Annotated in this window: 30 protein-coding genes; 18 read left to right on the top strand and 12 right to left on the bottom strand. The window is 70.1% G+C overall.

Going from position 1 to position 23,988, the window contains the following annotated elements:
* Nucleotides 1–4 precede the first annotated feature (4 nt).
* The 3 genes from CU254_RS31040 to CU254_RS31030 form a co-directional block, all read right to left on the bottom strand.
* Nucleotides 5–337 carry a hypothetical protein gene (locus CU254_RS31040; protein WP_009082506.1) on the bottom strand — a complete coding sequence of 111 codons (333 nt, stop codon included), beginning with the start codon at nucleotides 335–337 and terminating at the stop codon, nucleotides 5–7.
* A 57-nt stretch (nucleotides 338–394) separates the two neighbouring features.
* Nucleotides 395–2,446 carry an ATP-dependent DNA helicase gene (locus tag CU254_RS31035; RefSeq protein ID WP_037715373.1) on the bottom strand — a complete coding sequence of 684 codons (2,052 nt, stop codon included), beginning with the start codon at nucleotides 2,444–2,446 and terminating at the stop codon, nucleotides 395–397.
* A gap of 91 nt (nucleotides 2,447–2,537) precedes the next feature.
* Complete coding sequence (locus CU254_RS31030) at nucleotides 2,538–3,128, bottom strand: biotin transporter BioY (RefSeq protein ID WP_037715371.1); 591 nt, start codon at nucleotides 3,126–3,128, stop codon at nucleotides 2,538–2,540.
* Nucleotides 3,129–3,315: 187 nt separating this feature from the next.
* Here CU254_RS31030 and CU254_RS31025 point away from each other — a divergent pair, with 187 nt between their 5' ends.
* Nucleotides 3,316–3,972: a choice-of-anchor P family protein gene (locus CU254_RS31025; RefSeq protein ID WP_050788322.1), complete on the top strand. Its 657-nt coding sequence runs from the start codon at nucleotides 3,316–3,318 to the stop codon at nucleotides 3,970–3,972.
* A 32-nt stretch (nucleotides 3,973–4,004) separates the two neighbouring features.
* Here CU254_RS31025 and CU254_RS31020 read toward each other — a convergent pair whose 3' ends face one another.
* Complete coding sequence (locus CU254_RS31020) at nucleotides 4,005–4,583, bottom strand: isochorismatase family protein (RefSeq protein WP_009082502.1); 579 nt, start codon at nucleotides 4,581–4,583, stop codon at nucleotides 4,005–4,007.
* 10 nt (nucleotides 4,584–4,593) lie between these two features.
* Complete coding sequence (locus CU254_RS31015; RefSeq protein WP_009082501.1) at nucleotides 4,594–5,898, bottom strand: nicotinate phosphoribosyltransferase; 1,305 nt, start codon at nucleotides 5,896–5,898, stop codon at nucleotides 4,594–4,596.
* A 74-nt stretch (nucleotides 5,899–5,972) separates the two neighbouring features.
* On the opposite strand from CU254_RS31015, the gene clpS reads away from it, so the two are divergent.
* The 3 genes from clpS to CU254_RS31000 are packed head-to-tail and all read left to right on the top strand — an operon-like array spanning nucleotide 5,973 to nucleotide 7,839.
* Nucleotides 5,973–6,272, top strand: a complete 300-nt coding sequence (gene clpS, locus CU254_RS31010) for an ATP-dependent Clp protease adapter ClpS (protein ID WP_037718267.1) — start codon at nucleotides 5,973–5,975, stop codon at nucleotides 6,270–6,272.
* Nucleotides 6,269–6,826, top strand: coding sequence for a DUF2017 domain-containing protein (locus tag CU254_RS31005; RefSeq protein WP_037715369.1), 558 nt, complete (start codon nucleotides 6,269–6,271; stop codon nucleotides 6,824–6,826). Before clpS ends, CU254_RS31005 begins: the two co-directional genes overlap by 4 nt.
* Entirely contained in the window at nucleotides 6,787–7,839 is a 1,053-nt protein-coding gene (locus tag CU254_RS31000; RefSeq protein ID WP_009082498.1) for a P1 family peptidase, read from the top strand. Before CU254_RS31005 ends, CU254_RS31000 begins: the two co-directional genes overlap by 40 nt.
* Here the strand turns inward: CU254_RS31000 and CU254_RS30995 are convergent.
* The gene (locus CU254_RS30995) at nucleotides 7,823–8,194 is read right to left on the bottom strand and encodes a hypothetical protein (RefSeq protein WP_009082497.1); all 372 of its coding nucleotides are present in this window, start codon (nucleotides 8,192–8,194) and stop codon (nucleotides 7,823–7,825) included. The genes CU254_RS31000 and CU254_RS30995 overlap by 17 nt on opposite strands.
* Before the next feature lie 81 nt (nucleotides 8,195–8,275).
* On the opposite strand from CU254_RS30995, the gene CU254_RS30990 reads away from it, so the two are divergent.
* From CU254_RS30990 to CU254_RS30980, 3 genes are all read left to right on the top strand, one after another.
* A complete protein-coding gene (locus tag CU254_RS30990) occupies nucleotides 8,276–8,683 on the top strand; it encodes a Mov34/MPN/PAD-1 family protein (protein WP_009082496.1) in 408 nt (135 codons plus the stop codon).
* A 68-nt stretch (nucleotides 8,684–8,751) separates the two neighbouring features.
* Nucleotides 8,752–9,030: a MoaD/ThiS family protein gene (locus tag CU254_RS30985; protein WP_009082495.1), complete on the top strand. Its 279-nt coding sequence runs from the start codon at nucleotides 8,752–8,754 to the stop codon at nucleotides 9,028–9,030.
* Between the two features lie 4 nt (nucleotides 9,031–9,034).
* Nucleotides 9,035–9,985 carry a PLP-dependent cysteine synthase family protein gene (locus tag CU254_RS30980; protein WP_009082493.1) on the top strand — a complete coding sequence of 317 codons (951 nt, stop codon included), beginning with the start codon at nucleotides 9,035–9,037 and terminating at the stop codon, nucleotides 9,983–9,985.
* A 49-nt stretch (nucleotides 9,986–10,034) separates the two neighbouring features.
* On the opposite strand, the gene CU254_RS30975 is transcribed toward CU254_RS30980, so the two are convergent.
* Nucleotides 10,035–10,679 (bottom strand): TetR/AcrR family transcriptional regulator, encoded by a 645-nt coding sequence (locus tag CU254_RS30975; RefSeq protein ID WP_009082491.1) that lies wholly within the window; start codon nucleotides 10,677–10,679, stop codon nucleotides 10,035–10,037.
* Nucleotides 10,680–10,701: 22 nt separating this feature from the next.
* Between CU254_RS30975 and CU254_RS30970 the strand changes: the two genes are divergently transcribed.
* From CU254_RS30970 to CU254_RS30925, 10 genes are all read left to right on the top strand, one after another.
* Nucleotides 10,702–12,024 (top strand): MFS transporter, encoded by a 1,323-nt coding sequence (locus tag CU254_RS30970; RefSeq protein ID WP_009082489.1) that lies wholly within the window; start codon nucleotides 10,702–10,704, stop codon nucleotides 12,022–12,024.
* A gap of 132 nt (nucleotides 12,025–12,156) precedes the next feature.
* The gene (locus tag CU254_RS30965; RefSeq protein ID WP_009082487.1) at nucleotides 12,157–12,840 is read left to right on the top strand and encodes a rhomboid family intramembrane serine protease; all 684 of its coding nucleotides are present in this window, start codon (nucleotides 12,157–12,159) and stop codon (nucleotides 12,838–12,840) included.
* Nucleotides 12,837–13,637 carry a glutamate racemase gene (gene murI / locus CU254_RS30960; protein WP_009082485.1) on the top strand — a complete coding sequence of 267 codons (801 nt, stop codon included), beginning with the start codon at nucleotides 12,837–12,839 and terminating at the stop codon, nucleotides 13,635–13,637. Before CU254_RS30965 ends, murI begins: the two co-directional genes overlap by 4 nt.
* Nucleotides 13,638–13,673: 36 nt before the next feature.
* Nucleotides 13,674–14,441: an MBL fold metallo-hydrolase gene (locus CU254_RS30955; RefSeq protein ID WP_009082483.1), complete on the top strand. Its 768-nt coding sequence runs from the start codon at nucleotides 13,674–13,676 to the stop codon at nucleotides 14,439–14,441.
* A gap of 92 nt (nucleotides 14,442–14,533) precedes the next feature.
* Nucleotides 14,534–15,310, top strand: a complete 777-nt coding sequence (rph, locus tag CU254_RS30950; RefSeq protein WP_009082482.1) for a ribonuclease PH — start codon at nucleotides 14,534–14,536, stop codon at nucleotides 15,308–15,310.
* Nucleotides 15,307–15,915, top strand: a complete 609-nt coding sequence (gene rdgB, locus CU254_RS30945; protein WP_009082481.1) for an RdgB/HAM1 family non-canonical purine NTP pyrophosphatase — start codon at nucleotides 15,307–15,309, stop codon at nucleotides 15,913–15,915. Before rph ends, rdgB begins: the two co-directional genes overlap by 4 nt.
* 66 nt (nucleotides 15,916–15,981) lie before the next feature.
* Entirely contained in the window at nucleotides 15,982–16,671 is a 690-nt protein-coding gene (locus tag CU254_RS30940; RefSeq protein ID WP_037715366.1) for a response regulator transcription factor, read from the top strand.
* Entirely contained in the window at nucleotides 16,671–18,416 is a 1,746-nt protein-coding gene (locus tag CU254_RS30935; protein ID WP_009082479.1) for a cell wall metabolism sensor histidine kinase WalK, read from the top strand. The genes CU254_RS30940 and CU254_RS30935 overlap by 1 nt, the downstream gene beginning before the upstream one ends.
* 50 nt (nucleotides 18,417–18,466) lie before the next feature.
* Nucleotides 18,467–19,306 carry a helix-turn-helix domain-containing protein gene (locus CU254_RS30930; RefSeq protein ID WP_050788490.1) on the top strand — a complete coding sequence of 280 codons (840 nt, stop codon included), beginning with the start codon at nucleotides 18,467–18,469 and terminating at the stop codon, nucleotides 19,304–19,306.
* A 65-nt stretch (nucleotides 19,307–19,371) separates the two neighbouring features.
* Nucleotides 19,372–19,950 (top strand): dihydrofolate reductase family protein, encoded by a 579-nt coding sequence (locus tag CU254_RS30925; protein WP_009082477.1) that lies wholly within the window; start codon nucleotides 19,372–19,374, stop codon nucleotides 19,948–19,950.
* Nucleotides 19,951–19,999: 49 nt separating this feature from the next.
* Here the strand turns inward: CU254_RS30925 and bcp are convergent, their stop codons facing one another.
* The 4 genes from bcp to CU254_RS30905 form a co-directional block, all read right to left on the bottom strand.
* The gene (gene bcp, locus CU254_RS30920) at nucleotides 20,000–20,476 is read right to left on the bottom strand and encodes a thioredoxin-dependent thiol peroxidase (protein ID WP_009082476.1); all 477 of its coding nucleotides are present in this window, start codon (nucleotides 20,474–20,476) and stop codon (nucleotides 20,000–20,002) included.
* A 15-nt stretch (nucleotides 20,477–20,491) separates the two neighbouring features.
* A complete protein-coding gene (locus CU254_RS30915) occupies nucleotides 20,492–21,031 on the bottom strand; it encodes a hypothetical protein (protein WP_009082475.1) in 540 nt (179 codons plus the stop codon).
* A 196-nt stretch (nucleotides 21,032–21,227) separates the two neighbouring features.
* Nucleotides 21,228–21,410 carry a hypothetical protein gene (locus CU254_RS30910; protein WP_037358542.1) on the bottom strand — a complete coding sequence of 61 codons (183 nt, stop codon included), beginning with the start codon at nucleotides 21,408–21,410 and terminating at the stop codon, nucleotides 21,228–21,230.
* A 31-nt stretch (nucleotides 21,411–21,441) separates the two neighbouring features.
* Nucleotides 21,442–22,317, bottom strand: coding sequence for a LysR family transcriptional regulator (locus CU254_RS30905; RefSeq protein ID WP_009082473.1), 876 nt, complete (start codon nucleotides 22,315–22,317; stop codon nucleotides 21,442–21,444).
* A gap of 113 nt (nucleotides 22,318–22,430) precedes the next feature.
* Between CU254_RS30905 and CU254_RS30900 the strand changes: the two genes are divergently transcribed.
* The gene (locus CU254_RS30900; RefSeq protein WP_009082472.1) at nucleotides 22,431–23,330 is read left to right on the top strand and encodes an MBL fold metallo-hydrolase; all 900 of its coding nucleotides are present in this window, start codon (nucleotides 22,431–22,433) and stop codon (nucleotides 23,328–23,330) included.
* Here CU254_RS30900 and CU254_RS30895 read toward each other — a convergent pair.
* Entirely contained in the window at nucleotides 23,317–23,916 is a 600-nt protein-coding gene (locus CU254_RS30895; protein WP_063631978.1) for a TetR/AcrR family transcriptional regulator, read from the bottom strand. The genes CU254_RS30900 and CU254_RS30895 overlap by 14 nt on opposite strands.
* Nucleotides 23,917–23,988: the final 72 nt, after the last annotated feature.

The raw sequence follows: 23,988 nt of genomic DNA, 5'->3' as shown, positions 1-23,988 counted from the left end.
CGAATCAGCTCTGCCACACCACGTACGCCTGATCAGCGTCCGTCGTCATCGCCTCGATGAACTTCTCGTTGTCGAACCCCGGCAAGGTCTGCAGGCGTTCGATGAGCGCGTCCGCGGCCGGGTCGCCGCTCGGGACCGCGGTGCCTTTGCCGTCGTTGCCGACCAGCATGAAGAAGACGTCTTCGTTCCAGGGGCCGTCCGGGATGACTCTCACCATGACGGATTGCAGCTCCGACCACGTCACAGCTTCTTCGCTGCCATCGGCGAGCCGGCGCCGCACCCCGGTGTCGTCAACACTGACGGTCCGGGATTGTGCGCTGGACGAATCCTGGGTCAACGGTGCTCCCTGTCGTGTTCGTTCCGCTCACCGTACCCGCCTGTCCGGTGCGCTCGGTCAGGCGGGCGCGGCCGCGTCGAGTCGCTTCAGTGCGTCGCGGGCGACCTGCGGATCTGTCGTCGGCCAGAACGGCGGCAGCGACGCGCGCAGGAAACCGCCGTAGCGGGCGGTGGCCAAACGGGAATCCAGTACCGCCACTACGCCGCGGTCGGTGACCGACCGGTGCAGGCGGCCGGTGCCCTGGGCCAGCAGAAGCGCGGCGTGCGTGGCGGCGACGGTGAGGAATCCGTTGCCGCCTCGGGCTTCTACCGCGCGTTGGCGAGCTGACTGCACCGGATCGTCCGGGCGGGGGAACGGGATCCGGTCCACCACCACGAGCTGCAGCGACGGACCCGGCACGTCCACGCCCTGCCACAGCGTCAGCGTGCCGAACAGGCAGGTGCGCGCGTCTTCGGCGAACTGCCGCACGAGCAACGGCGTGGCGTCGTCGCCCTGGCAGAGGATCGGGTGGTCGAGCCGTTCCCGCATCGCCTCCGCGGCCTGTTTCGCCGCGCGCATCGAGGAGAACAGGCCCAGCGTACGGCCGCCCGCGGCTTCGACCAGTCCGGCCAGTTCGTCCATTGTGGACTCAGCGAGGCCGTCGCGGCCCGGCGGCGGCAGGTGTTTGGCCAGGTACAGGATGCCGTTGCGGCGGTGGTCGAACGGCGAGCCGACGTCCAGTCCGGTCCACTTCGGGCCGGTGTCCTCGTCCGACGGCGCTTCCTTGTCGGTGGCCGTGCCCGGCGACTTCACCACGCGCGCGCCGCCCGGTGGGAGACCCCATTGCCGGGCCATCGTGTCGAATTCGCCGCCGAGGGTCAGCGTCGCCGAGGTCAGCACGGTGGTGTGCTGGTTGAACACGCGCTCTCGCAACAATCCCGCGACGCCGAGCGGCGCGACCTTCAACGCGGGCGGCCGCGGGTTCGCCGAATACTTGTCGCCGGTCAGCCAGACGACGTCGCGCTGGTGCGCCAGATCCTCGTCGTACGCGTCGAGCAGCCGCACCGCGGTGTCGTGCACTTCTTCGAGCAGCGACCGCGCCAGCTTGCGCGCGGTGGCCTCGCCGACGTCTTCCTTGCGATCCGAGCCCAGCGCGGTGAGGCATTCCTTCGCCGCGTCGCGCACCGCCGGGATCGCGCCCTGCAACGGACGCGGCAGCGCGTCGAGCCTTCCGGCCGGGATGTCGTCGAGGATCAGCGCGAGCCCGTCCGACGACTCCAGCAGCCGGTCCGCGATGCCCGCGTCGATCAGCTTTCCGCAGCGGCGCGCGGCGGCGGACACCATGGCGCTGGTCAGTTCGCCGGTCGCGACCGACGTGACCCGGTCGACCAGGTCGTGCGCCTCGTCGATGATCACCAGGTCGTGGTCCGGCAGCACCTGGTAGCCCTGCAACGCGTCGATGGCCAGCAGCGCGTGGTTGGTGACCACGACATCGGCTTTGCCCGCCTCGGCTCGCGCGCGTTCGGCGAAGCAATCGGTGCCGACCGGGCACTTCGCGGCGCCGAGACATTCCCGCGCGGTGACGGAAACCTGCCGCCACGCCTGGTCGGACACGCCGGGCACCAGCTCGTCGCGGTCTCCGGTTTCGGTGTCCGACACCCACTCGTGCAGCCGCGTGACTTCCTTGCCGAGGCGGGACACCGCGAACGGGTCGAAGAGCTGCGCGTCCTCGGGTTCGTCGGCCGGGCCGGTGTCGAGGCGGTGCAGGCACAGATAGTTGCGGCGGCCCTTGAGGATCGCGAAGGTCGGTTCGCGCCCGAGCGGCTTCTTGAGCGCCTTCGCCAGGCGCGGGAGATCACGGTCGACCAGCTGGCGCTGCAGCGCGATGGTGGCCGTGGAGACGACGACGGTGGTGTCTTTCTCCACCGCGTGCCGGATCGCGGGCACGAGGTACGCCAGCGATTTGCCGGTGCCCGTTCCCGCTTGCACGGCGAGGTGCTCGCCGGTGCGGATGGCGTGGCCGACGGCATCGGCCATCTTCACCTGGCCGGGGCGTTCGGCGCCGCCGACGGACTCCACCGCGTGGGTGAGGAGTTCGAGGACGCCGGGGAAATCGGTTCGGGCGGGCACAGCGAGACACGATAGCCGCCAGGTCCGACAGGATCTTCGATCCGGCGCGAACGGACCCCTCGCGCCGGACCGAAGCTCCCGGGAATCCGGCTCAGTCTTCCTTGCGGAACCGCGAAACCGCGGTCCACGCGAGCGGCAGCACGCCGGCCGCGACCACGGTCTTCAGCACGTCGCCCACGAGAAACGGCGTGACGCCCTTGTCGAAAGCGGTGGCGAGATCGAATCCGGTGGCGGCCATCAGCCACGGCACGCCGAACGCGTAGATCACGACGTTGCCGAGCACCATGGTCCCCGCCGTGCGCAGCGGGGTGCGGTCGCCGCCGCGGCGGGCGAGCGCGCCCACGAGCGCACCGGCGAACACGAACCCGACGATGTACCCGGCCGAGGCGCCGGACAGCCCGGAGGTGCCGCCCTGGAACCACGGCACGCCGGCCGCGCCGACGAGCAAGTACAGCAGCAGCGAGGCGGCGCCGCGGCGCATGCCGAGCGTCGCGCCGACGAGCAGCGCGGCGAACGTCTGGCCGGTCATCGGGACCGGCGTGCCCGGAATCGGGATGATCAGCTGCGCGGCCGCGCCGGTGAGCACGGCGCCGCCGGCGACGAGCGCCAGGTCGCGCACCAGGGTGCCGGGCACGAGGTCGGCCAGCACCTGACGGCGGGCCGGGAGAGACAGTGACGACACGGGACCTCCAACCACGGAAAACGGACGTCCGGGCAGGTTATCGTCGAGCGAGGCGGCGGAACGAGACAAGTTGCGTTCCTCACCACCCCTGTCTTCCGCCACACGTCCGGGTGAGCTGCGACCGTCGACGTTTGGGACCCCTGCCGCGCTGCCGATGTCGAAGCACGGGCGAAGGGAGACAGGTCGAATGCGCGGACGGATCCTGCTGGTCACCGGGGTTTTCCTGGCGACGGCTCCGGGGGTGGCGCACGCCGGTCCGCCGACGTCCACCGGCTGGGGTTCCGCGGGCAGCCTCGACGTGCTGGTGGACTCCGAACACGTCGTCACCGGCGAGCTGGCGCGCTGCGACGCCGACGGTCCGGCTTCGGCGCGCACCACCGGCGGCGCGGCGGGCGACGTCGCGGTGTTCGGCTTCGGCGGCACGACCTGCGAACGGAAGGGCCAGCTCGCGACGGTGCAGACCGGCGGGCAGCGGTTCGAATCCGACCTGCTCACCCGGTACGGCGGACCGGAGCTGAAGGTCCGCACGTACTCGGTCGGCTGCGCCACCACGACCGATTCGGGCAGCACCGGCTCGATGTCGATCGGCGAGGTCTCCGGCTTCACCGTGCCGTCCTCGATCCCGGCGAACTACCGGATCACGATCCCCGGCGGCGCGGCGGGCACGGCACTGGCCACGATCACGCTGAACGAGACCGTGACGCCGCAGCCCGCCGACGGCAGCCTGGTCACGCACGCGGTGCACGTGAAGCTGTTCCCGCAGGGCGGTCCGGCCAGCGGGGACATCTACCTCGGCACCGCGGCGTGCAACCCGTACGGCAAGGGCGGCGCACCAGCCTTGTGAGCGGCCATGCCGGTTCTAACCGGCGTAAACACTCACGAGGCAGGCGGCAGCGCGGGCGTGCCGGTGTAGCGCACCCCCGCCTCGTCGAAGTCCTTCAGCGTCGCGTCCACCGTCGGCTGTGAACCGCCGACAGTCAGGTCCAGCAGGACCTGCACGTTGAACCCGGCCCGAGCGGCATCGAGAGCGGTGGCACGCACACAGAAGTCCGTCGCGATGCCGACGACGTCGACGTCGGTCACCTCGTGCGCGCGAAGCCATTCCTCGAGCGTCTTGCCGTCGCCGGACTTGCCCTCGAAACCGGAGTACGCGGCGGTGTACTCGCCCTTCGAGAAGACCGCCTCGACCGGCACCACGTCCAGCGCGTCGTGGAACGACGCGCCCGCGGTGCCCGCGACGCAGTGCGGCGGCCAGCTGGTGTTGAAGTCGGGCGTGTCGCTGAAGTGGTCGCCCGGGTCGATGTGGTGGTCGCGGGTGGCGACGACGTGCGAATACCCGCCCTCGGCCATCCGCTGCGAGATGGCCGCCGCGGCCGCCGCCCCGCCCGGCAGGCCGAGCGAGCCTCCCTCGCAGAAGTCGTTCTGCACATCCACCACGATCAGCGCGGTTGTCATGGTCGGCTCCCTACAGAAAAGTCGTCGGTATCGCGGGCTCGCCGTGCGAGAGCTTGAGGCCCTCCCACGGCAGGCTCACCTGCGCGCGCCGCAGGCGGGCGCGCGCGTCGTCCAGTGTGGGCAGATCATCCACCGGCGCGCCTCCGCGCACCAGGGGGATCTGCAGGTCGACATCGTTTTCGCCGGGTTCCGGACGGCCGCTCGCGGCGGTCCAGACCACTTCCTCGACCGCGGTTCCGGTGCTGCGGTGCCTGCGCAGCGCGTGCTTGCGCCCGCCGCGGGATTCCTTGTGCGCACTGCGTTTCGCGACCGGGCGGCCGTCGACCTCGACCAGCTTGTACACCATCCCGGCGGTCGGCGCGCCGGATCCGGTGACCACCGAGGTGCCGACGCCGTACGCGTCCACCGGCTCCGCGCGCAGCGCCGCGATCGCGTGCTCGTCGAGGTCGCCGGACACCACGATCCGGGTGTCTTTCGCGCCGAGCGCGTCGAGCTGGTCGCGGGCCTTGCGGGCGAGCGGGCCGACGTCGCCGGAGTCGATCCGGATCGCGCCCAGCTCCGGCCCGGCGACGCGCACGGCCGCCTCGATGCCCGCGGTGATGTCGTAGGTGTCCACCAGGAGAGTGGTGTCCGCGCCCATTTTGCTGACCTGCGCGCGGAACGCGGCTTCCTCGCTGTCGTGCAGCAGCATGAACGCGTGCGCGACGGTGCCGCGGGTGGGAATTCCGTAGCGGCGGCCCGCTTCGAGGTTCGACGTGGTGGCGAATCCGGCCAGGTAGGCGGCGCGCGCGGCGGCGACCGCGGCGTACTCGTGCGTGCGCCGCCCGCCCATCTCGATGATCGGCCTGCCGTGCGCCGCGCCGGACATCCGCGCCGCCGCGGACGCGATCGCGCTGTCGTGGTTGAGGATCGACAGCACCAGCGTCTCCAGCACCACGGCCTCGGCGAAAGTGCCGGTCACGGTGAGGATCGGCGAACCGGGGAAGTACAGGTCGCCTTCGCGGTAGCCGTCGATGTCGCCGCGGAACTCGTAGTCCGCCAGCCACGCCAGCGTTTCCGGGTCGACGACCGCGGTCTGCTCCAGCATGGCCAGTTCGGCGTCGGTGAACCGGAAGTCGGCGATCGCGTCGAGCACGCGCGCGGTGCCCGCGACGACGCCGTAGCGGCGGCCGTCGGGAAGCCTTCGCGCGAAGACCTCGAACACGCACGGCCGGTCGGCCGTCCCGTCCGCGAGCGCGCTCGCCAGCATGGTCAGCTCGTAGTGGTCGGTGAGCAGCGCCGTGCTGGCGCTGGTGACCGGCTCGGGGGAACCCATGGGAGCAGCCTATTCACTCACATGGACGGACCTGGCGCGGCGTACCGGGACGGCTCCGTGACACCATGGTGTGCATGTCCACGCCTGTCGCATCCGAACAGACGCAGGTCGATCCACTCGGGGCCGAACTGGCCGAATCCGACCAGCCCTGGCGGACGATCGTCTGGAACGATCCGGTCAACCTGATGTCGTACGTGACGTACGTCTTCCAGAAGCTGTTCGGCTACAGCCGGGACCACGCCACGAAGCTGATGCTCGACGTGCACAACAAGGGCAGGGCGATCGTGTCGTCCGGTTCGAAGGAGAAGGTGGAGACCGACGTGGCGAAGCTGCACGCGGCGGGCCTGTGGGCGACCATGGAACAGCCCTCGTGAAGGCCTGGCGGCGCAAGGGGGACGCCATCCTCGCCGGGTTCGAGCAGCAGGAGGCCGCGGTGCTGCGCGGGCTCGTCGGGCAGCTCGAGGACATGCTCACCGCGCGGGCCGAGGAGGCCCCGCAGGACGAACTTGCCGAGCTGACCGGGATCCGCACCGGGCCCGCCGAATCGCCGGACGACCCGGTGCTGTCGCGGCTGCTGCCGGACTTCCACCGGCTCGACCCGGACAACCCGAGCCGCGAGGACCTCGATTCGGCGGCGGCGATGCGGTCGCTGCACGAGCCGGAGCTGCTGGAGAAGAAGGTCGGCGTCGCGAAGATCGTGCTCGACACGCTCCCGCGCGACGGCGGTTCGGTGAAGCTGACCTTCGAACAGGCCGACGCCTGGCTCGGCGCGCTGAACGACGTCCGGCTCGCGCTGGGCACGGCGCTCGACGTCACCGAGGACATGCCCGACGAACTGCCGGAAGACGACCCCCGCGCGCCCCATCTCGGCGTCTACCATTGGCTCACATGGGTGCAGGAGACGCTGATCCAGGCGCTGACCGGCTGACCGGCGGGAAAATCACCGACGTCCCCGGCGTGCTCGTAGGCCATCACCAGCGGCTCGGCGACGGCTGGGCTTCCGGAACCACTGTCGTGCTCGTTCCGGACGGCGCGACCGGCGCGGTCGATCAGCGCGGCGGCGCGCCCGGCACGCGCGAAACCAACCTGCTGGAGCCGGAAAACCTGGTGCAGCAGGTGAACGCGGTCTGCCTGTCCGGCGGAAGCGCGTACGGGCTGGCGGCGGCGGACGGTGTGATGCGGTGGCTGTCCGAGCGGAATTACGGGTTTCCCGTTGGCGCACAGCCGTATGAGGTGGTGCCGATCGTGCCCGCGGCGGTGCTGTTCGACCTGCCGCGCAGTGCGTGGGGCAATCGGCCGGACGCCGATTTCGGTTACGCCGCTTGCGAAGCGGCCGGGGAAGCCGTCGCGATGGGCACCGTCGGCGCGGGCTCGGGCGCGGTCGTCGGTTCGCTGAAGGGCGGCATCGGGACGGCGAGCGAGGTAGTCGGCGACGTGACCGTCGGCGCGATCGCCGCGGTGAACGCGGCGGGCCAGGCAGTGGATTTCGCGACAGGTCGGGCTTTTGCCGCGGATCACGAAGTGAACGGCGAGTTCGGCGTCCACTGGCCGGACCGGCCGGGCGAGGTGCCGAGCCAGCGGACCGATCTGAACACCACGATCGGAGTGGTGGCTTGCGACGCGGCGTTGACGAAGGCGGAGGCACGCCGGTTGACGGTCGCCGCGCAGGACGGGCTGGCGCGCGCGGTGCGCCCGGCGCACTCGATGTTCGACGGCGACACTGTGTTCGCGCTGGCAACGGGTGCGCAGCAGCTGCCGGGGGAGCCCGGGTCGTTCGCGGTGGCGGCGCGAGCGGGCGCGTTGGACGCGTTGTGCGCGGCGGCGGCGCGGGTGTTCGCGCGGGCGATGGTGCACGGACTGCTGTCCGCGACCCCCGCGGCTGGCGTCCCGGCTTACCGGGACGTGTGGCCGGAGGCGCTGCCGGTCAGAACGGGTCCTTAGGGAGGGAGTCCTCGCTCCGCTCGAGGTCGGCGGCGCGCACGACGGCCACGTACTCCTCGTCGATCTCCAGCACCAGATCGCCGAACGACACGGTCGGCCCGAGCGACGGATGCGTCTCCACCGGGCCCAGCTCGGTGGAGCGCGGCAGCTGCGCCCACACCGAAACCGGCTTCCACCGGCGGAAAGTGCTGCAGGCGAGCACGGTCACGTGCCGATCGGTGACCACGACGACGAAGTTCCGGTGCGCGGCCATCATCGACACCATCAGCGATGTGGCGGGGAACACGTACTGGACGACGTCCCCCTCCGCCAGCAGGCCACGGCAGCGTTCGCGGATCTTCGAGGACACCGGCATCCCGTTATTGTGCCCTGACCTGCGGATGAGCGGTAGCTCTCACAGTGTGGACTCGTTCGGTCCACGAACTAAGATGTCCGTGTGCTCCGGATCCGCCGTGAACTCGTCGACGAGATCGTCGCCCACGCCCGCCGTGACCACCCCGACGAAGCGTGCGGGGTGGTGGCCGGTCCTGCCGGTTCGGACCGCCCCGAGCGGTTCATCCCGATGCTGAACGCGGCCCGCTCGCCGACGTTCTACGAGTTCGACTCGGGCGACCTGCTCAAGCTGTACCGCGAGATGGACGCGAACGACGAGGTCCCGGTGGTCATCTACCACTCGCACACCGCGACCGAGGCCTATCCGTCGCGCACCGACGCGAACATCGCCGCCGAACCCGACGCGCACTACGTGCTCGTCTCGACAAGAGAGCCCGATTCGCACGAGTTCCGCTCGTACCGGATCGTGGACGCCGAGATCACCGAGGAGCCGGTCGAGATCATCGACTGAACTTTCCGCGGAATAAAGCGCGGCGTCCGATGCGTCAGCGTGTAGGAACCCACCCGGAGGTAGAAACCATGGCCGTGACCGTGTCCATCCCGACCATCCTGCGCACCCACACCGGCGGCGAGAAGTCCGTCGAGGCGTCGGGCAAGACTGTCCTCGAGATCATCGACGACGTCGAGTCGCGGCACGCCGGGCTGAAGGCTCGCCTGGTCAAGGAGGAGAAGCTGCACCGCTTCATCAACGTCTACGTCAACGACGAGGACGTGCGTTTCTCCGGCGGGCTCGACGCCGAGGTCAAGGACGGCGACACCCTCACCATCCTGCCCGCCGTCGCGGGCGGCGCGCGCTGAGCCGATGGCTCGCTACGAGTCCCTCCTCGACGCTCTCGGCGGCACCCCGCTGGTAGGCCTGCCCCGGCTGTCGCCGACCGACGAGGTGCGGCTGTGGGCGAAGCTCGAGGACCGCAATCCGACCGGCTCGATCAAGGACCGGCCCGCGCTGGCCATGATCGAGGCGGCGGAGCGGGACGGCATCCTGCGCCGCGGGTCCACGATCCTCGAACCGACCTCGGGCAACACCGGGATTTCGCTGGCCATGGCCGCGAAGCTCAAGGGCTACGGCCTGGTGTGCGTGATGCCGGAGAACACCTCGGCCGAACGCAAGCAGCTGTTGCAGGCGTACGGCGCGCGGATCGTGTTCTCGCCGGCCGCGGGCGGTTCGAACGAGGCCGTGCGGCGCGCCAAGGAGCTGGCGAAGCAGAACCCGGACTGGGTGATGCTGTACCAGTACGGCAATCCGGCCAACGCGGACGCGCACTATCGCGGGACCGGGCCGGAGCTGCTGAAGGACCTGCCGACGCTGACGCATTTCGTCGGCGGTCTCGGGACGACCGGGACGCTGGTGGGCGTGGGCCGGTACCTGCACGAGCACAAGCCGGACGTCCAGGTCATCGCGGCGGAGCCCCGCTACGGCGAGCTGGTGTACGGCCTGCGGAACCTCGACGAGGGTTTCGTGCCGGAGCTGTACGACGAAAGTGTGCTCAACGGACGCTATTCGGTGGGGGCGTACGACGCTCTCCGGCGGACGCGGGAACTGCTGGAGCACGAGGGCATTTTCGCCGGGATCTCCACCGGCGCGGTGCTGCACGCCGCGCTCGGGGTCGCGGAGAAGGCCGCGGCTCGCGGCGAGAAGGCGGACGTGGCCTTCGTGGTCGCGGACGCCGGCTGGAAGTACCTGTCGACCGGCGCGTACTCCGGGTCGCTGGACGAAGCGGCAGAACGGCTTGACGGTCAGCTCTGGGCCTGACCGTACGTGAGGGGAACCCTGAGGGACTCTGAGTCCCTCAGGGTTCCCCTCACGGCAGTAGTCCCACGACGAGCGCGCGTACGCCTCGTTCGTAACTGTCTTGTGCGGTAAGGGTTTCCCAGCGCGGCCCGATCTGGGCGAGCGCGGGGAATTCCGTCGCGTCCAGCTCCGCGAAGACTCGCTGCCGGTAGGTATCGCCGCCCTGATCGCGTCGGCGCGCCGCCGCCGCGCGTGAGCTGATTTCGCCGAGCGTGTAGTGCCACACCGCTCGGTACACCTCCACCGCCGCTTCGGGCGGCAGCCCGGCTTTTCCCGCCGCGGCAACGATTTTCTCCGGGTACCACAGTCCTCCGACGGACAGCAGGTCGTCGGAGCGCAGTACCTCGACGATCCACGGGCAGTTCGCCAGCCCGTCCCGCATCGCCTTCGCGACCGCCACGATCCGTTCGGCGGGTGCCTCGGGGAGGTTCTCCGGCCGAGGCATTTCGCGGTGCGCGTAGTCGTCCAGCAGCAGCAGAAGCAGACCCTCTTTGTCGCGCACGTGGTGGTACAGCGCCATCGCCGTGCTGCCGACCTCGCGGGCCAGGCGGCGCATGGTCAACGCGTCGACGCCTTCGGAGCCGATGACCCGGTGGGCGGCGGCCACGATGTCGGCCTTGGAGATCTTCGGCGGTCGGCCGGTGCGCGCTGGCATGTCGCCATGCTACTTTTTATACATGTACAAAAACTACTGGGGGACGGTCGCCGCGCTGGCGTTCGCGGTGGCGGTCGGGACCTTGCAGATGACCGTGGTGGTGCCGTTGCTGCCGCAGCTGCAGCTCAAGCTCGGGGTGCCGCTCAGTTCGGTGTCGTGGGCGCTGACCGCGGGGCTGCTGGCCGGCGCGGTCGCGATTCCGCTGGTCTCGCAGCTCGGCGACCTCTACGGCAGGCGCACGATGTCGCTGGTCGTGCTCGCGTTGCTCGTCGGGGGATCGGTGCTGGCGGCGGTGGCGGGCTCGCTGCCGTTGCTGATCGTCGGCCGGATCCTGCAGGGGACGGCCGCGCCGTTGCTGCCGCTCGCGATCGGCCAGGTCCGGACCGTGCTGCCGCCGCGGTCGCTGCCGACCGCGATCGGCGTGTTGAGCGCGACGATCGGCGCGGGCAGCGGCGGCGGGATGATTCTCGCCGGGCTCGCCGGGGGTGAGCACCGGCTGGTGTTCTGGGTGCTGGCGGCGCTCGGCGTGGTGGCGTTCGCCCTGGTCGCCGCGGTGCGGGAGGACCGGACGGCCGCGGTCCGGACCGGTTCGCCGGATCTGCTGGGCGCGGTGCTGGTGTCGGGATGGCTGATCTGCCTGCTCCTGGCGATCAGCAAGGGTGCCGAATGGGGCTGGGCGACCGTCGGGCTGCTGGTCGCGGCCGTCGTGCTGGCGGCGGTGTGGGTGGCGACGGCGCGGCGCACGAAGACGCCGTTGATCGAGATTCCCATGCTGCTGCACCGGAAAACGGTCGGCGCGACGGTGGCGTCGTTCCTGCTCGGCTTCGCGTTGTTCTCCACGATCATGACGCTTTCCGCCTACGCGCAGGGCGTGCTCGGGGCGTCGGTGTTGCAGGTGGGGCTTTATCTCCTGCCGACGACGATCCTGATGCTGGTGGTTTCCGTGCTGGCCGGTGCGTTGATGCGCCGGTTCAGCGCGCCCGCGCTGGTCGCCGGCGGTTCGGTGGTGGTGCTGGCGGCCGCGTTGTGGCTGACGTCGCTGCCGGGCGACGGGCTCGGTCTCTACGCGGTCGCGGCGGTGCTGGGGCTGGGGATCGGGCTCGGGTACGCCGCGCTGGGGACGATGGCGGTCGAGCACGTCGAGCCCGCGAAGACGGCCGCCGCCGGCGGGATCAACGCGCTGGTCCGGGTGGTGGGCAGCAGCCTCGCCGGAGCGGTCGGCGCGGTGGTGCTGTCGGCGGGCGGGCCGGGATGGAGCTTCGCGGTGGCGGCCGTGGCCGCGCTGCTTTCCGCCGTGTTCGCCGCCGCCTACGGCAACTTGCTCCGCAAGCCCGCACTGGTCTGACTGCCGGTCCGTGAAGGACTCCTTGAGGGAATCAGATTCCCGGAAGGAGCCCTTCACGGACCGCTCACCCGGAGCGCAAGTTCAGGGATTTCTCCCGAGGCCGTGCGCCCGGCCCCGACGTAGCCTGAGGTCGTGAGCACACTGCCTCCCCTCCCGCCGACGTCGCCGCCGCCCGCTGCCGGCGGCAAGCCGGTCGACGCCGCGAAGCGCATCCTGCCGCCCAATCCCAAGGCCGCGGCGTTCGTCTCGCTGGGCTTCGTGGCGGTGCTCTACCTGGTGGAACTGCTCGACGTGCTCCTGCCGGGCGACTTCACCCACGGCGGGATCCTGTCGCGGGAGGCGTCCAGCCTCGACGGCATCCTCTGGGCGCCGCTTCTGCACGCGGGCTGGTCGCACCTGTTCTCCAACACGGTGCCGGTGCTGGTTTTCTCGTTCCTCGCGATGGCGGCGGGCATCGTCCGGTTCGCCGTCGTCACCGCGATCATCTGGCTGGTGTCCGGGCTCGGCGTGTGGCTGGTCGGACCGTCGAACGCCTACACCGTCGGCGCGTCCGGGCTGGCCTTCGGCTGGCTCGCGTACCTGCTGGTGCGCGGCCTGTTCCACCGGTCGCTCGCGCAGATCGCGGTCGCGCTCGTGCTGCTCGGCATCTGGAGCGGGATGCTGTGGGGCCTGCTGCCCGGCAACCCCGGCATCTCCTGGCAGGGCCACCTCTTCGGCGCGCTGGCCGGCATCCTCGCCGCGTGGCTGACCTCACGCGGCGAACGCGTCAAATCCCCGAAGATCGAGCCGACGGCCCCGGGTAACCTCGGGTTGTGAGTTCTCCAGACGCGCCCATCGGTGTTTTCGATTCCGGCGTCGGCGGGCTCACCGTCGCCCGCTCGATTCTCGAACTGCTGCCTGCGGAACAGCTGCGCTACGTCGGCGACACGGCGCGCAACCCGTACGGCCCGCTGCCCATCGCCACCGCTCGCGAGTACGCGCTGGCCGCTCTCGACGACATGGTCGAGAGCGGGGTGAAGGCGTTGGTGATCGCGTGCAACACCGCGTCCGCAGCTTGCCTTCGCGACGCGCGCGAGCGTTACGACGTACCAGTCATCGAAGTGGTCCTTCCGGCCGCGCGGCGGGCCGCAGTCGCGACGCACACCGGGCGCGTCGGTCTGATCGGCACCGAGGGCACTGTGCGTTCGAGGGCGTACGACGACGCCTTCGCCGCCGCGCCCGACGTACGCCTCACTAGCGTCGCGTGCCCGCGCTTCGTGGACTTCGTGGAGCGCGGCATCACGACCGGCCGACAGATCCTCGGTCTGGCACAGGGTTATCTGCAACCGCTGCTCGAAGCCGAAGTCGACACGCTCATCCTCGGCTGCACGCACTATCCGCTGCTGTCCGGCGTGCTGCAGATCGTGATGGGGCAGGACGTCACGCTCGTCTCCAGCGCCGACGAAACCGCCAAGGACCTCTACCGCGTGCTGACCGAACTCGACCTGCTCGCCGAGCGCGACGAGCCGCCGAAGCACGAGTTCCTCGCCACCGGTTCGCCGGAACCGTTCGCCCGCTTGGCGCAGCGGTTCATGGGCTTCGCGCCGGGTGCGCTGGCTCCGGTCAGCGCGTGACGCTGCGGCAGCGCTGAGCGGAGTTAGGGTTACCGGGTGCGACTGACGATCCTCGGGTGTTCGGGCAGCATCCCCGGGCCGAACGCCGCCGCGTCCGGGTACCTGCTGGAGGCGGAGGGCTACCGGCTCGGGCTCGAGCTGGGCACCGGCACGTTCGCCCAATTGCAGACTGTGCTGGACCCGTTCGACCTCGACGCGCTGGTTCTTTCGCACCTGCACGCCGATCACTGCGCCGACGTCAACTCCCTGACCGTGCTTCGCCGCTACCACCCCGCGCCGCCGTATCCCGCGCGCCCGCGACGGTTGCCGCTGTACGCACCCGCCGAAGCGCCTTCGCGCCTCGCGCACGCGTACGCCGCCGACGCGGCTGAGCGCGCTGGCGCGGATCTGTCGGACGTGTACGAGTTCCACGAGCTGCGCGAGGAGACGGTCCAGATCGGCCCGTTCGACGTGACCGCTGTCGCCGTATACCACCCGACGCCAGCTTTCGGCCTGCGCATCGCGTACGGCGGCACCATCCTCGCGTACACCGGCGACACCGGACTGTGTCGCGGCCTCGGCGAACTGGCCGACGGCGTTGATGTGCTGCTTTCCGAAGCGTCCTGGACCGATGCTGCCGACCGTCCGGAAGGGGTGCACCTCTCCGGGAAAGAAGCAGGTGAACTGGCCAAGGAGGCCGGGGTCGGCCGTCTGCTGCTGACCCACATCGCCCCGTGGACCGACCGGAACGCGGTCCTGGCCGAGGCCAGGGCGGTCTTCCCGGACGCCGAGCTGGTGACCCAGGGCGCGATCTACGACCTCTGATCGCGAAAGTGTCAGAGGTACGTCCTAGCTCCGCCTTCCTCCCCTCCACCACCCTCAACGGAGTGGCGTTGCCACGCAGTATCGTCTGCTGCGTGGCTAGAAAAGATGGCAGGAACGACGACCAGCTCCGCGAAGTGAAGCTCACCCGCGGGTTCCAGAAGTGGCCTGCCGGGTCGGTGCTCGTCGAGTTCGGCAACACCAGGGTGCTGTGCGCGGCGAGCGTGACCGAGGGCGTGCCGCGCTGGCGGGCCGGGTCCGGTCTCGGCTGGGTGACCGCGGAGTACGCGATGCTCCCGTCCGCGACCAACACCCGCAGCGACCGCGAAGCGGTCAAGGGCCGGATCGGCGGCCGGACGCACGAGATCTCCCGGCTGATCGGCCGCTCGCTGCGCGCGTGCATCGACCTGGCCGCGCTCGGCGAGAACACCATCGTCATCGACTGCGACGTGATCCAGGCGGACGGCGGCACCCGCACCGCCGCGGTCACCGGCGGGTACGTGGCGCTGGCGGACGCGATCACCTGGCTGGGCGCGGCGAACCGGCTCAACGACCCGCAGCCGCTGTCGTCCTCGGTGGCCGCGGTGAGCGTCGGCGTCGTGGACGGCCGGGTGCGCCTCGACCTGCCGTACGAGGAGGACTCGCGCGCCGAGGTCGACATGAACGTGGTCGCCACCGACGCGGGGACCCTCATCGAGGTGCAGGGCACCGGCGAGGGAGCCACCTTCGCGCGGTCCACTTTGGACACCATGCTGGACCTGGCGCTGGCCGGCTGCGAGGAACTGACGCGGCTGCAGAAGGAAGCGCTGGCGCTGCCGTACCCGGGCGAGCTGCCGGAACCGCGTCCGGACAAGAAGAAGGGCCAGAAGTGACCAAGCTGCTGCTGGCCACGCGGAACGCGAAGAAACTGGGCGAACTGCGCCGGATCCTGGAGGCGGAAGGCATCCAGGGCGTCGAGGTGCTCGGCCTGAACGACGTCGAGGAGTTCCCGGAGGCCCCGGAAACCGCCCCCGACTTCGAGGGCAACGCTGCGGCCAAAGCCCGCGACGCGGTCGCCGCCACCGGATTGCCCGCCATCGCGGACGACTCGGGCCTGGCCGTCGACGCGCTCAACGGCATGCCCGGCGTCCTGTCGGCCCGCTGGTCGGGCACGCACGGCGACGACGAAGCGAACCTGAACCTGGTGCTGGCGCAGCTGACGGACACTCCGGACGAGCGCCGGGGCGCGGCCTTCGTGTGCGCCGCCGTGCTGGCTCTCCCGTCCGGCGAAACCACCACGGTGCGGGCCGAATGGCGCGGCACTCTGACGCGGGAAAAGCGCGGCGCCAACGGTTTCGGCTACGACCCGATCTTCGTGCCGGAAAACGAAACGAAAACCAGCGCGGAACTGAGCCCGGCGGAAAAAGACGCCGCCTCGCACCGCGGCAAGGCCTTGCGCGCACTTCTGCCGGCTTTGCGAAAACTGGCCGAAGCCTGAGCGTCCCGTCCGCTCCGGAGCCGCGCCGGTGGCTCCGGAGTGGACGGACGGCTAGTCTCGGCAGGCATGTGCGCCAATATCGTCCTGGCCGAAGACGATCCCAAACAAGCGGAACTGGTCCGCCGCTACCTGGAACACGAGCAGCACACCGTGACCGTGGCGCCCACCGGCGAGGCCGCGCTGGCGGAAATCCGCGCGGCGGAACCCGATCTCCTCATCCTGGACGTCATGCTCCCGGGCATGAACGGCCTGACCGTCTGCCGGACCATCCGGGCCTCCTCCGACCTGCCGATCCTCATGCTCACGGCCCGTTCGACCGAGGACGACCTGCTCCAGGGCCTCGACCTGGGCGCGGACGACTACGTCACCAAGCCCTACAGCCCGCGCGAACTGATGGCGCGGGTCCGCACCCTGCTGCGGCGAACGAACGCGGCCAAGGACGGTCCGCTCACGGTCGGTGCCCTGACCGTCGACAAGGAAAAGCACGAGGTCGCGGTCGGCGGGAACCGGATAGAAACGACCCCGGGGGAATTCCGGATCCTGGAGGTCATGGCCTCCCGTCCGGACCAGGTTTTCACGAGGGCGCAACTCCTGGAACACCTGCACGGCTTCGACCGCTACATCACTCAGCGCGCCATTGACGTGCACGTGATGAATCTGCGGAAGAAAATCGAAACCAATCCCCGGAAACCGGCGAAACTGCTGACGGTTTACGGCGTGGGCTACAAACTGACCGCGAAGTCCGATGCCCCGTAATGCCCACTAGCCTTCTTTTCCGCCTCTTCGCCGTCACCGCGGCGATCGCGGTGTGCGCCATCGCCGCCACCGCCTGGCTGGCCTCCCGGACGACCTCCGGTGCCATCGAACGAGAACAGGGCCAGCTCTTCGCCGACGACGGCACGATCTACCAGGCGCTGCTTTCGTACGCGGCCACCCATCACACGTGGTCCGGCGCGACCCAGACGATCAACGACTACGCGGAAAAAACCGGCCGCAAAATCGTCCTGACCACCCCGCAGGGCAAGCTGATCGCCAGTTCGGAACACAACCCGGGCACCCTCCCGCCGCAGCCGTCCGCGGTCATCGATCCGTTGGCGGTCGACACCCGGCTGGGCGTCAAATCCACGCCGGACCGCATCGACCCCGACGCGGTCGGCCCGTACAACCTCCCCGCCGAAGAACGCGAGGAGCTCCGGGAAATCGCCGAAAAGGTCTTGTCCTGCACTCAGCGCAGAACCGGTTTGGGCAGCATGGAAATCTCCCCGAGCGGCCACCCGCGGGTGATCGCCCCCGCCGGAACCGCGCAGTGCGGCACCGCCCTCCTGGAACGCCCCACCGAGACCGAACGAGCGGCTCTGGCCAAGCTGTCCGGCCTGATCGACGCCTGCCTCGGCCGCAACGACAGCACCGTCCCCGTCGCCAAACTCGCGCTGTCCTGGACTTTCGACGGTCCGGTCGTGCAAGCCACCGACCAGACCATCACCACCTGCGTCACCTCGGCCCGCAAAGAACAGCTGACCCCGTACGTCGCCCCCGCGGCCTGGCTCTACATCACCGAAAAGGGCACCGACCAGGCCCCGACCGGCTTCACCCTCTCCGCGGAAAACCGCACGAAACTCATCGCCGTCACCGCCGCGATCCTGCTGCTGACCGTCATCGTCACCGCACTGGCGTCGATCCGCCTGATCCGCCCGCTCCGCGCGTTGACCGGCGCGGCCCAACGCCTGAAAGCAGGCGAGACGGGCGCGCGGGTCCGCGTCAAAGGCAAGGACGAGATCGCCCGCCTGGCCACCGCGTTCAACGAGATGGCGCGGGCGAGGGAAGAGCTGGAGAACGCGCGCAAGGCAATGGTCAGCGACGTCGCGCACGAACTGCGCACCCCGCTGTCCACCATCCGAGGCTGGCTCGAAGCGGCGCAGGACGGCATCAGCCAGCTCGACGACGACCTGGTCGCCTCCCTGCTCGAAGAAGCCGTTCATCTGCAACACATCGTGGACGACCTGCAAGACCTCGCCCTGGCCGACGCCGGCGCGCTCCGCGTCCACCCCGAGCCCGTCGACGCCAACACCCTGCTGACCCATTTGGCCGCCGCGCACGCCCCGCGCGCCGAAGCCGCCGGCGTCAGTCTTTCCGTTCCGCCCATGGAGAACCCGGCCATCACCGCGGACCCGGTGCGTCTGCGCCAAGCCCTGGACAACCTGGTTTCCAACGCGATCCGCCACACTCCGCCCGGCGGCTCGGTCACCGTCACCGCGAGCCGCCGCGACAACGAAGCGAGCTTCGAAGTGGCCGACACCGGAACCGGCATCGCGCCCGAAGACCTGCCCCGAGTTTTCGACCGGTTCTGGCGAGCGGACCCCTCGCGAAGCAGAGTCTCCGGCGGCAGCGGGCTGGGGCTGGCAATCGTCCGCAAACTGGCCGAAGCCCACGGCGGCGCAGTCACCGCCGCCAGCACCCCCGGCAAGGGCACCACCTTCACCCTGCGCTTTCCCGCGCAGTAGGCGATTTCCGCGAGTAGCGCCTGCTGGCGCGCATCGGCAATGCTGTGGACGTGGAGTACGTGTCCCAAGCGCCGCGACCGCCGCTGGACGGGCTGATCGACGACCTCTACTACCTGGAGGGCGCGCCGCCGTACGCCCGGCTGACCTTGCCGCCAGCGCCGTCCGCGCTGCTGATCGTCAACCTCGGCGCACCGTTCCGCATCCGCGGGGGCACCGATCTCGAGACGGCCGAGTACGCCGACGGCTGCGTGATCACCATGCCGACCCGCGCGTACGAATTCGGCTATCCGCCCCGGACCCGGTCCGTCGGCGTGCACTTCAAAGCGTGGGGCCTGGCACCGTTCCTGCCGATGCCCGCCGCCGAATTGTGCGACCGGCCAGTGACGATCGAGCAGGTCTGGGGCCGCTCCGCCGTCGCCACCCTGCGAGACCGCCTCGCCACGGCCAACGACCCGCACCAGATGCTGGGGCTGCTGGAAAACGAGCTGCGGCAACGGCTCCACGAGACATCCGGCCTTGGCCTGGTCTGCCACACCAGCAGCATCATCGCGGCGACCAGCGGGTCAGTCGCGATCGGCGACCTGAGCGAGACGGCCGGGGTCAGCAGCACGCACCTGGCCCAACGGTTCAAGGCACTCATCGGCGTCACCCCGAAGCGGCTTGCCCGCGCCCACCGCTTCACCGCCACCGTGTTCGCGATCGACCCGGCCGGACCGGTCGACTGGGGCGATCTGGCCGGTCGCGCGGGCTATTTCGACCAGGCCCACTTCGGTCACGAGTTCCGGGAGTTCACCGGTCTCACGCCCACCAGGTACCTCGAAGTCCGACGGCGGTTCTTGCGCGAACACCCCGGCCACACGCTGGACAGCTGGCCGCTGCCGACCGATTGATTTCTTACAAGAGCGACCGCGCGCGACCCGCTAATTTGAGGTCACCCGAAACAGAGGAGAACCCCGTGGGCAAGGTCGTCCTGTACAGCTCGGTGTCGGCGGACGGCTTCATCGCCGACGAAAACGACCAGCCCGGCCCGCTGTTCGACTGGCTGACCAGCGGCGATGTCCCGTTGGACGAGAGCGGCGTGCTGAAGGTGGCGCAAGCGTCGTACGACTACACCCGTGCGTATTGGGACCAGATCGGAGTGACCGTCGCGGGCCGCCACGTCTTCGACCTGACCGACGGCTGGGACGGAACGCCCCCGAGCGGGATCGACCACGTGGTCGTCGTGACGCACCGTCCGGCCCCCGAAGGCTGGAACCCCGACGCGCCCTTCCATTTCGTCGACGGGGTCAAAGAAGCCGTGGCGAAGGCACAGGAGCTAGCCGGGGACCGCGTCGTCGAGGTGGCCGCGGGCGACGTCGGCGGCCAGGTGTTCGCCGCGGGTCTGGTGGACGAGGTGCGCATGGACGTCGTCCCGGTCGTCTTCGGAGCGGGCAAACGCTACTTCGGCTCGGTCCGCGCACCGCACCTGTTGGAGGACCCCGACGTGATCCAGGGCGACCGGGTGCTGCACCTGCGTTATCAGGTCCGTCGCTGACCGAGCGCGCGGAGAGGCCGGTCCGGCCCCTCCGCGCGCCGGGAACAACTCAGGCGGAGATTCCCAGATCCCGGATCAGCTTCGCCACGTGCCCGGTGGCCCGCACGTTGTAGGCGGCCTTGGCGATCTTCCCCTCCGCGTCCACGATGAACGTCGAGCGAATCACGCCCTGCACGATCCTCCCGTAGTTCTTCTTCTCCCCGAACGCGCCCCATTCGGCCAGCACCGTCTTGTCCACATCGGACAGAAGCGGGAACGTCAGCTTCTCCGCCTCGACGAACTTGGCCAGCTTCTCCGGCTTGTCCGGGGAAATCCCCAGCACCTGATACCCCGCGTCGTTCAGCTCCGCGAGATTGTCCCGGAAATCGCAGGCCTGTTTGGTGCACCCGGGCGTCCCCGCGGCCGGGTAGAAGTACACGACCACGGCCTGGCCGCGGAAGTCGCTGAGCGAGACGTTCTTGCCGGTGCTGTCCGGCAGGGTGAATCCGGGCGCTTCGTCGCCCACGGCAAGTCGCTGGTCGGTCATGGGGACGAGCGTAATTCAGGCGTCTCCGCAATACGTGACGACGGCGGGCTCGCCCGTGCTCGGCCGCACCTGCACGGCTATCCGGGCACTGTCCTCGGGCACCGCGAAAGCGAGCGTGACCTGCGTGGATCGGCCCGGCAGGAGGTCCTTGCCCGCGTCCGAAACGCCGCCGAGACCCTGCGTGGCGTCCACGACCTGCTTCGCCGGCTTCCCGGCGACCGTCGCCGTCACCGAGAGCGCGGACACCCGGTACGGGTCGGTGCCGTTGTTGGTGACCTGGATGTAGAACGCCGCCGCGCGCGGACTGCGGGGATACGCGGCCGGGCTCGGCTGGAAGGACTGCGGCGCGGACAGCGAGACCGTGATCCCGCTGGCGAAGCGGTGGTTGGCGCCGAACTGCAGGTCGCCGGAGGCTTGCGCGGCCGCGGGCTGCGCCGCCGGGTTGCCGGCGCCCATCGCGGCGGAGCCTTCCCGAGCGTTGACGCCGCCGCAGGCTGCCACGGAGAACAGCAGGCAGGCGGTCATCAGCAGTTTCGGGGTGCGCGGGGGCGCCATCGCGGGGGTACTCCAGTCGGGGTGGGGCGGTGTGCCGTTCGGCGTAGTTGCCGGGCGGCCCGCTCCACTCTGGCGGCACTTCTGCCGTCACGGTGCGGAAGACGCGGACCTGGTGTACAGCCGTGGCCGATCCGTGATCGAAAGAGCACACCGGGTGACAGTCGTCACCCCGATGTCAACGGCCGCTGGTCGGGATTCAGACCGCGAACGCGAACAACAGGATGAACACGGCGACCCCGGCGCCCCAGGCGACCATGAGCCAGCCGAAGTCGCGCACCGGGTCGACCGCGCGGCTCTCCTCGCCGGGGATGTACACGCCGCGGTTTTCGAACCAGTCCGCGCATTTGCGCAGGATCCGCAGCGGATTGCGTTCCGGCACGGCCCACACCTCCCCGATGTCCGGGCCCAGCCTACGGGTTCGCGGGGGTTTCGCGGCCGTCGAGCCCGGCGATGCGCACGGCGAGTCCGACGAACGAGCGGACCAGCGGCGGCGTCGAGTCCTCGCGCCAGGCGACCACGAGCCGGCTCGGCGGATACCCGGCGAGGGGGACGGTCGCGACGCCCTCGGGGAGCGAGTGCGCGAGCGGGGCGAGCCCGACGGTTCCGTTCCACAGCACGGCTTGCAGGCATTCGTGGACCGTCCGCACGACCGGGCCGCCCGCGCCGCCGCCGCTCCAGAACGCCTGCCACTGCGGGTCGGTGCCGTCCGGGAACCGGAACCACGCGCGGTCGGCGAGGTCCTCCCGGCGCACCTCGGCGCGTCCGGCCAGCGGATCGTCCGCGCGCAGGACGACGCCCATCGGGTCGGAGCGCAGCACGCGCGTGCGGATTCCGGTGGTGTCGAACGGAATCCGGGTGAGCGCGACGTCCACGAGCCCGGCGCGCAGGCCGGTCGTGGGATCGGTGAGGTCGGCCTCGCGGACGCTGATCCGCACCCCCGGATGTCGTTGGCGGAACTCGCTCGCGAGCCGGATCCCGACCTGTTCCGAGCTGTCGGCGAGGGTGCCGAGCGTGAGCGTTCCGGGCCCGGCCGCCGCGGCGACCCTCGCGCGGGCCTGTTCCGCACCCGCCAGCAAGGTGCGGGCCTCGTCGTACAGCGTGGTTCCGGCGGCGGTGAGCGTGACTCCAGATGGCGAACGCTCCAGCAAAACCGCGCCGAGGTCGGTCTCGAGCTGTTTGATCGCGCGGCTCAGCGGCGGCTGGGTCATGTGCAGCCGCGCCGCCGCCCGGCCGAAGTGGCGCTCCTCGGCGACCGCGACGAAGTACCGGAGCGAACGGAGATCCACAACCAGCGACGATACCCGTGCGGTATCGGGAAAAGCGGATCGGTCTTGGACGCCGCGCGGGCGCGCCGCTGGACTGGAATCGTCACTGATCCCGCTTCCGAGGAGCCCCGGCGATGGCCGACTATCCGTATCCCGATCCCGTCGTGCGGACCGCGCAGGCGCGCGAACTCGCCCGCGACCTCGTCGTGGTCCCGAACCAGGGCGTGCAGCTGGTGCCGAACGTCGGCGTCGTCGGCGGGACGCATTCCGTGCTCGTCGTCGAGACCGGCATGGGGCCGCGCAACGCGGAAACCGTGCTGAACTTCGCGATCGAGTACGCGCGCGGCCGCCGGATTTACTTGACCACCACGCATTTCCACCCCGAGCACGCGTTCGGCGCGCAGTCCTTCGCGGGTGCCGCGACCTACCTGGTCAACCGCGCGCAGGCGGCCGACCTCGCCGCGAAAGGCCCCGGCTACCTGCAGATGTTCCGCGGTCTGGGGGAGCCGGTCGCGCGTCAGCTGGAGGGCGTCGAACTGCCTGCTCCGGACGTCGTCTACGACTCGGCGCACGACCTCGACCTCGGCGGGCGCGTCGTGCGGCTACGGGCGACCGGCCGCGCGCACAGCAAGGGCGACCAGGTCGTCACCGTCCCGGACGCGGGCGTTCTGTTCACCGGCGACCTCGCCGAAACCGGCCAGTTCGCGATCTTCCCGTGGTTTCCGCCGCACGACACCGACGTGTCCGGGATCCGCTGGATCGAAGTCCTGCGGAAGCTTTCGGCGCAGCGACCGGAAATCGTCGTGCCCGGCCACGGCGAAATCAGCGGTCCGGAACTGCTCGACGACCTCCGCGCCTACCTCGAACTGCTGCGCGACGAGACCTGGCGGCGCCGCGATTCCGCGATGGACGAGGCGACCGTGACTGCGGAGGTGCGGGACGAGCTGATCAAACGGCATCCGGAATGGGAAGGCCGCGAGTGGATCGACCCGGCGGTGGCCTGCCTGTGCGCGGAGCACGTCAGGCACGCTTGAGCAGCGGCGCGAGCGTCGTGACGATGGCCTGCCGGGTCGCTTCGGCGCGCTGCTCGGGGCTCAGCTCGTCGGAGCGGTCGAGCATGGCCTGCGCCGCTCCGCGCACCGCGCCGGCGAACGCACCGGTCAACGTGCGCGCGGTGAGGTCGTCGAGGTCTTCGGGGAAGGCTTCGGCGAGGATTTCGGCGATCCGGCGCTCGGCGTTGAACTGGATTTGCAACGCCCGGCCCTGGATCGCGGGCACGGTCTGGAGCAGCCGCATTCGCAACGGCGTCAGCTTGCCGATGATGTCGTCGCTGACTTCGCTGCCGTCGACGAGGACGCGGACCAGCAGGTCGATCGGCCGGTCGTCCGGGGCGCGGTTCGCGAGTGCCGCGAGCAACGCCTCGACTCGGCTTTCGGCGTCCGGGAACAGCAGTTCTTCCTTGCTGGCGAAGTAGCTGAAGAACGTGCGCGTGCCGATCTCGGCGGCTGCGGCGATGTCCGCGATCGTCGTCTCGTCGTAGCCGTTGCGCTCGAAAAGGTCCGTGGCCGCGTCGATCAGGGCTTGGCGGGTGCGGGCGCGCTTGCGTTCACGGAGCGACATGCCGCGAGTATACGGCAGCGAGTGCAAATCGGCACTCATTGCAAATTTGCATTGAGTGCGGTTATGTTCGAG

It is taken from the genome of Amycolatopsis sp. AA4 (genome assembly GCF_002796545.1).
Taxonomy (GTDB): Bacteria; Actinomycetota; Actinomycetes; order Mycobacteriales; family Pseudonocardiaceae; genus Amycolatopsis.
The sequence above is the reverse complement of the archived record's forward strand: the minus strand, read 5'-3'. Positions and strand labels throughout refer to the sequence as shown.

Bases quoted from the DNA above. Each gene is read 5' to 3' on its own strand.
- CU254_RS31020 (WP_009082502.1), bottom strand. From the start codon at position 4,583: ATGACAACCGCGCTGATCGTGGTGGATGTGCAGAACGACTTCTGCGAG.
- CU254_RS30915 (WP_009082475.1), bottom strand. From the start codon at position 21,031: ATGGCGCCCCCGCGCACCCCGAAACTGCTGATGACCGCCTGCCTGCTG.
- CU254_RS30900 (WP_009082472.1), top strand. From the start codon at position 22,431: ATGGCCGACTATCCGTATCCCGATCCCGTCGTGCGGACCGCGCAGGCG.
- CU254_RS31015 (WP_009082501.1), bottom strand. From the start codon at position 5,898: ATGGGTTCCCCCGAGCCGGTCACCAGCGCCAGCACGGCGCTGCTCACC.
- CU254_RS30935 (WP_009082479.1), top strand. From the start codon at position 16,671: ATGCCCACTAGCCTTCTTTTCCGCCTCTTCGCCGTCACCGCGGCGATC.
- CU254_RS30970 (WP_009082489.1), top strand. From the start codon at position 10,702: ATGTACAAAAACTACTGGGGGACGGTCGCCGCGCTGGCGTTCGCGGTG.
- CU254_RS30895 (WP_063631978.1), bottom strand. From the start codon at position 23,916: ATGTCGCTCCGTGAACGCAAGCGCGCCCGCACCCGCCAAGCCCTGATC.
- CU254_RS31025 (WP_050788322.1), top strand. From the start codon at position 3,316: ATGCGCGGACGGATCCTGCTGGTCACCGGGGTTTTCCTGGCGACGGCT.
- bcp (WP_009082476.1), bottom strand. From the start codon at position 20,476: ATGACCGACCAGCGACTTGCCGTGGGCGACGAAGCGCCCGGATTCACC.
- CU254_RS30975 (WP_009082491.1), bottom strand. From the start codon at position 10,679: ATGCCAGCGCGCACCGGCCGACCGCCGAAGATCTCCAAGGCCGACATC.
- CU254_RS30995 (WP_009082497.1), bottom strand. From the start codon at position 8,194: ATGCCGGTGTCCTCGAAGATCCGCGAACGCTGCCGTGGCCTGCTGGCG.
- CU254_RS30980 (WP_009082493.1), top strand. From the start codon at position 9,035: ATGGCTCGCTACGAGTCCCTCCTCGACGCTCTCGGCGGCACCCCGCTG.
- CU254_RS30985 (WP_009082495.1), top strand. From the start codon at position 8,752: ATGGCCGTGACCGTGTCCATCCCGACCATCCTGCGCACCCACACCGGC.
- clpS (WP_037718267.1), top strand. From the start codon at position 5,973: ATGTCCACGCCTGTCGCATCCGAACAGACGCAGGTCGATCCACTCGGG.
- CU254_RS31000 (WP_009082498.1), top strand. From the start codon at position 6,787: ATGGGTGCAGGAGACGCTGATCCAGGCGCTGACCGGCTGACCGGCGGG.
- CU254_RS30940 (WP_037715366.1), top strand. From the start codon at position 15,982: ATGTGCGCCAATATCGTCCTGGCCGAAGACGATCCCAAACAAGCGGAA.